The organism is Caproiciproducens sp. MSJ-32 (assembly GCF_018918055.1).
GTDB lineage: Bacteria > Bacillota > Clostridia > Clostridiales > Clostridiaceae > Clostridium.
Genome location: NZ_JAHLPS010000079.1, coordinates 1 through 6,699, shown reverse-complemented (window position 1 = coordinate 6,699; position 6,699 = coordinate 1). Strand labels below are relative to the sequence as shown.

The 6,699-nt window shown below is 29.6% G+C and carries 3 protein-coding genes and 1 pseudogene; 1 reads left to right on the top strand and 3 read right to left on the bottom strand.

Going from position 1 to position 6,699, the window contains the following annotated elements; genetic code table 11:
* Positions 1–986: MGDG synthase family glycosyltransferase (locus KQI16_RS09210; protein WP_216433786.1), on the top strand; the 986-nt coding region annotated here is incomplete at its 5' end.
* A 94-nt stretch (positions 987–1,080) separates the two neighbouring features.
* Here KQI16_RS09210 and rho read toward each other — a convergent pair.
* The 3 genes and pseudogenes from rho to KQI16_RS13040 form a co-directional block, all read right to left on the bottom strand.
* Positions 1,081–2,496, bottom strand: a complete 1,416-nt coding sequence (rho, locus tag KQI16_RS09205; RefSeq protein WP_216433784.1) for a transcription termination factor Rho — start codon at positions 2,494–2,496, stop codon at positions 1,081–1,083.
* A 302-nt stretch (positions 2,497–2,798) separates the two neighbouring features.
* Positions 2,799–6,383: a 5'-nucleotidase C-terminal domain-containing protein gene (locus KQI16_RS09200; RefSeq protein ID WP_216433783.1), complete on the bottom strand. Its 3,585-nt coding sequence runs from the start codon at positions 6,381–6,383 to the stop codon at positions 2,799–2,801.
* A gap of 181 nt (positions 6,384–6,564) precedes the next feature.
* Positions 6,565–6,699, bottom strand: a pseudogene (locus tag KQI16_RS13040) (ABC transporter permease); the annotation flags it as partial.

Genomic DNA, 6,699 nt, shown 5'->3' with positions numbered 1-6,699 from the left:
AAGGATATGAAATATCTGCATCATTTTTCCCTAAGACTTATGGTTTTTTATATAAAATTTCTAACACATTATTAATTGGTAAAATAATTTCTTTTATTTTTTACTTTCTAAACAAAAAGATTTATAAATTTATTAAAAATATAAATCCAAATGTAATAGTAGCAACTCATCCCTTTGCTGTTCCTATAGCAGCAAATATAAAAAATAAAATTAATATTCCTATTATATCAATAGTTACAGATTTTAAAGCTCATGGAGCTTATATAAACGATAAAGTTGATGCTTATATAGTGGGAAGCAATGATACTAAAGATAATTTAATTGAAAAAGGAATATTAAAAGATAGAATATTTGTTTATGGAATACCTGTAAAGGATAAATTTTTTGAGGATAGAATCAATCTAACAGGAATAGACAAAGGCGATTACTTTAATATTTTACTAATGGGTGGAAGTATGGGATTAAAAAATATTTCTTATGTCTTAAAGGAATTATTAAATAATCCCAACAAATTAAGAATAACTGTTGTATGCGGAAAAAATGAAGAATTACGGATGAGTTTATTAAAAAAATATAGTAATAATATAAAAGATAAAAAACTACATATTTTAGGATTCTCTACTGATATAGATGTTTTGATGAATTATTCTGATTTAATTATTAGCAAGCCTGGTGGTTTAACATCAACAGAAGCAATTAGCAAAAAGCTTCCATTGATTATTCCTTTTGTTATACCAGGGCAGGAAAGTGAAAATGTTGAAGTTTTACAAGCTAACGGATGTGCAATTTATTTAAATAACTTATTAGAAATCAACCTATTAATTTCTGACTTAATTAATAATCCTGATAAGTTGAAAAAAATAGAAAAAAACATGGCAAATTTAGCGTCTTCCTATTCTAAAGAAAATATTGTAAAGTTAGCAGATAATCTTATTAAATCTGAACTTACTTATTCACAATTTGAAAATAATAATGAAATTAATTAAAAGATAAATTCAGAATTATAAATAAATTTAAAAGGACTTGCCAACAATAAAAAACAAGTTATTTTTCTTAACTGTCTGGCAGTCCTTTTATCTTTTATATGTCACTTTTATTAAACATTTCTATAAACTCTTTATTATTTTTTGTTTTTGCTAATAGATTTATTAATTTTTCTGTAACATTATCAATATTTCCATCTCTATACATAATTCTTCTTATAGTATATGCTACTTCAAGTTCTTCTGCTGATAATAATAAATCTTCTTTTCTTGTTCCTGATTTATATATATCTATTGCTGGGAATATTCTTCTTTCTTGTAGTTTTCTATCTAAGTGAATTTCCATATTACCAGTTCCCTTAAACTCTTCAAATATCATATCATCCATTCTGGAACCTGTTTCAACTAATGCTGTAGCTAATATTGTTAAACTTCCTCCCTCTTCAATATTTCTAGCAGCACCAAAGAATTTCTTTGGCATTATTAAGGCTCCCGGATCTAATCCTCCTGATAAGGTTCTTCCTGTAGGTGTTATAGTTAAATTATATGCTCTAGACAATCTTGTTAAACTATCTAATAATATAACAACATCTTTACCTTGCTCAACCATTCTTTTGGCTCTTTCCAAGACCATTCTTGAGACCTTTGCATGATGTTGAGGTTCTTCATCAAAGGTAGAATATATTACATCTCCATTTATTGATCTCTTCATATCTGTAACTTCTTCTGGTCTTTCATCTATAAGTAAAACTATAAGCTTTACTTCAGGATAATTTTTAGATATATTTTGGGCAATTTTTTTTAGTAATGTTGTTTTACCTGCTTTTGGAGGAGCAACTATTATCCCCCTTTGTCCCTTACCTATCGGACAAATTATATCCATTAATCTTGAAGATAAATCACCTTCATTATCTGTTTCTAATTTTAATCTTTCACTAGGATATATTGGAGTTAAACTTTCAAAAGAAGGTCTTCCAACAGCTCTTTCAGGATCTTCTCCATTAACTTTTTCAACATATAATAAAGCTTTAAACTTTTCACCATCTTTAGCTTCTCTAACTTTTCCTGAAACCTCATCACCTGTTCTTAAATTAAACCTTCTTATTTGGGATGGAGAGACATATATATCATCTTCACTTGTTTGGTAATTATTACATCTTAAGAAACCAAAATTATTATTTTCTAATATTTCTAATACTCCAATTGCAGTATCTGATTCATTTATCATATTTTTAAGTCTCTCTTTTTTTTCTTCCTTATCTTCTTCGTTATTATTAATTTCATCATTACTATTATTAACTATATTTTTATTAGAATTATCTTCAACTTTATTTTTAGGAACTATCTTTTCTCTTAAAATTACCCCATTTTTTTCTATGCTATTTGGTTTGTTCTTCATTATTTCTTCTATTAATTCACTTTTTTTATATTTAGTTATATTTTTTATATTAAATTCCTTAGCTATTTCCCTTAATTCAGCTAAGGTTTTATTTTCATAAAACTCTTTCGTCAAGGTTACACCTCCAGGTACTATAAATTACTTAATTTTAATTATATTAAAAAAATTCATATGGGATATTTAACAGATATAGCATTAGAGAAATGAAAGGTAAAAGATTATGTATGTATCTATTATGGAATAATAAAATGAATTTTTCAAGCTTATTTTATTATTCTATAGTTATCTTTATTATTGTCTTATTTTTATTTTTTAATACAAGTTTATTTATTATCAATTCTTTACTGTAGTGCACCAACTGATAAAAGTGCTGCGCATCTTAAGACAATGCAGCAGCACCCTTTTTCTTATTATTATCAGCTAATCATATCTCCTTTTTTCTTTCTGCTAATAACAATTCCAGCTAGAGTTAATGATAAGGCTATTCCAAAGATAAAGCTAGTATCGCGTCCACCTGTATTTGGCAGTCCTACTTTTTTATCCTCACTATTATCCTTGTTAGTCTCATCTGTCTTTTCATTTTTATTATCATTATCTACTGGTTTTTCATCTATAACAGTATCATCCTTGTTAGTCTCATCTGTCTTTTCATTTTTATTATCATTATCTACTGGTTTTTCATCTATAACAGTATCATCATTACCTGCAATTAAGAGGTCTTCTATATCTGTATCTACTCCATTTTCTCTCCAATAATCAATGATTTCATCTCTCATTACAAGCATTGTATCTTTCATATTTCTAGCATTTGTAAAATCATATCCATCTCCACCTGTTGCCATAAAATCATTAACTACAACTGTATAATATTTATCCATATCTAATGGAGTTCCATCTATTAGCCTAATTGAAGTTATTCTTTCTCCTGCTGGGGCATCTTTGTCGTACCAAACCTTTATTCCTGAGAATTGTCCCCATCCAAAGTTTTCTGGCATAATTCCATGTTCTATTGCTGCCTTTATATCTGATCCCTTTAATTCCATTGTCACTAAAGTGTTATCAAATGGTAATATTGTATATAAATCTCCTATTGTTAATACTCCTGATGATAATGGAGCTCTTATTCCCCCACCATTTGCAATAGCAATGTCTACATTTGCAATTCTTCTCATTGTTTCAGAAACAACAATACCAAGAGGAGTAAGACCTTCATTTCTATCATGGGCTAAATCCTTATCTAAATCTGCTACTTTTTCGCTTAATATTGGCTCTAATTCAGCTTCGTATTTTTTAACTATTTCTGCTGCTGCTTGATCTGGCACTATATTATCGCTTCTTAAATAAAGTTCATCTAATTTAGCTTCAATTGCAGTTAACTTTCCTGTATTATCAAAATCAAAGGTTAATACTCCTAAAGCCCTGCCATTATATCCTGCTTCAATTATCTTAATTCCATTAACCTCAATACTTGTGAATTTATGATCATGGGCTGCTATAATTGCATCAACATTACTAACCTTATTTGCTAAATCCACTGCTTCTCCAAGAGGCTTTCCATTTTCATCTGTTGTTGCTCCTAAATGTGATAATACAACTACTGCATTAACTTTATCTTCATTTCTTAATTTATCAGCATACTTTTTAACTGATATTGAAGGGTCTTCAAAGGTTAAATCTTCAACATTTGCTGGTGTTGTCTTATAAGCAGTTTCAGGTGTTGTAACACCTATTAAACCAATTTTTATTCCATCTACCTCTATAATTTTGTAAGGCTCTGCCCATTCAACAGGCTTTCCTGTTTTCTTTTCTAGGATATTGGCAGCTAAAAAATCAAAGTTGCCTTCTTCAGCCCATTTAGGAATTAGTTCTTTTCCCCAGTCAAATTCATGATTTCCAACTGAAGATGCTGGTATATTTATATACTTTAGAAATTCAGTTACTGGAGCACCATGAGTAAGATTTGATATTGCTGTACCTTGGTATAAGTCCCCAGCAGCTAGTGGTATAGCTTCATAATTAGAGAATTCATTTAATGAAGTTCTTTCCTTTATTGCTGATGCTAGCTTTGCTATTCCTACATTTTTGCCACTTTCTTGAACATTTCCATGTAAATCATTAAAACTAATCAATTCAACCCTCTTTAGGTTCTTTGCTGCTAAAACATCATTTATAGTTAAACTTCTTACATTAGGAGTTCTTCCATCTTCTGATGCTGGTATGCTAAGGACTCCATCATTTACTAATCTAACAGCTTCTGCTCTTAATTTTTCATCATAATTAACTCCTGTTAGCTTCCAGTTGTTATCAATATTTCTAGTGATGCTTCCATTTTTAACATTAACTATATAATCTATAATTAAATCTCTCATATCTGATATAGCATCATTGTTTGTGTCGTAAATTTTCTCATGACTTCCTGGTTCAAAAACAGGATTTTCAGGTGCATTTAATATGGAATCATATCTATAGTTGTTTACTGCTAGATAAATTATATCTTCATCTCCAACAGCTTTTCCATCCTTCTCAAATACTAGATTTTCAATCCTGCTACCAGCTGGTTTTGATATATTTATTTCGTAACTAACTCCATCAAACATATCGTATTGATATAGTCTTATATTGGGATTTAAGGAAACTGTTAAATCACCTGGATTAAAAGTATTGTATATTGATGCAGTCCATTCCATGAATCTCTTAAGTTGTTTGCCTGTAGTTTTTATTGTATAAAGCTTATTATCATATTTATATATATTAGAAATATCTGATTTTTTAATATCTCCCGCCTTCATATTTGAATTTGCACCAAATAAGGCTGCCGCTGAAACTTGATAGCCTGAATCAGGGTCTATTCCTAATGATTTCAAATGATTTTCGCTATTATATAATTGAACTTCATTTACTAAATCTGTTATACCCTGATCCCTAACTATTGATTCTGGAATATCAGCAATTTCATTTTTATCAGCTAAATCTTCTCCTACTAATTTACCGATTACTACACTAGCATCAGCTTTAGCTCTTCTATCAAATACACTTAATTTATTTAATAAGCTTTCATTTTCTTTTACATCCTTTGTAGCTAGAAAATCTACTTTTTTATCTACTACTTCATAGGTATCTCCTTTATCTTGGAGCTTTATTTCTACTTTTCCTAGTTTTCTACCATTATTTGCTGGCTGTATTAAAACAGCATTACCTACTGTTTCATGTTTATCTGCTTCATGACTATGTCCCATTATAACTAGATCTACATCTGGATTCTTTTCAACCAATTCTTTTGCAGAATCTCCATTTCCATATTCCCCATCAAAACCCATATGAGCTGTAACAACATAAACATCAGCCCCTCCAGCTGCCTTTATTTCCTCGATAACCTTAGCTGTTTCTTCAACTGGATTAGTAGGGTTGTATCCAACTAAATTAGGTCCATCCCATTTAGTAATATGTGGTGTAACAAGACCAATTGTAGCAACCTTTATGCCATTAGGTAATACTTCTAAATTATATGCATCAAATACTCTATTCCCATCCTTATAAAGGTTAGCACATAATACAGTTATTCCTGATTCTTTAGCCTGATTTGTTATTTGAAATAATTTATCCATTCCAAAATTAAACTCATGGTTACCCAAATTAAAGGAATTATACCCTATTTCCCCCATGGCTAATATCATTGGATTTTTTTCGTCTTCTAGGAATAAATGATTGTAGTTTCCTTGAATTGTATCTCCATTGTCAACAACTATAGTATTTTCATTACTTTTTCTTTCCTCTTCCACTAAGGTTGCTATTTGTGTTAATCCCCCATCGGACTTTGTAGCCCTAGCATAATCATAAGGTAAAAATCTTCCATGCAAATCTGTTGTTGCTAGGATTTGAATGGTTTTTGTTTGAAGTTCTTCCGCCAATGCCTTCATCGAATTTACAGGTACTATAGTTCCTATAAAAGTAATAGCTGCTAATGAAGCAATCATTTTTTTGAGATTTTTTCTAATCCCCATAATTCCCCTCCTAAATTTATATTTATGTTATTAATATAATAACCATAAAAATAACTTCTTAAGTAAAGGGATATTTTCATATCTGTGCTTACTTAAGATGTCTTCATTTGCAATAAAGAGCTTATGTTTTTATAAATTTAGTCTTATGTGAATTACTTTTTAATCTCCGTACCTATATATTTTATCTTTTTCCAGTGTCAAAAGGCTGTCCTTCAGCCTTTGGTGCACGAGAAGATTTAGAGAAGAATACTAAAGCTATTAAAGTAACAATGTATGGGAAAGTTTTTAATAATATACCAGGTATTTGTGATAAAGC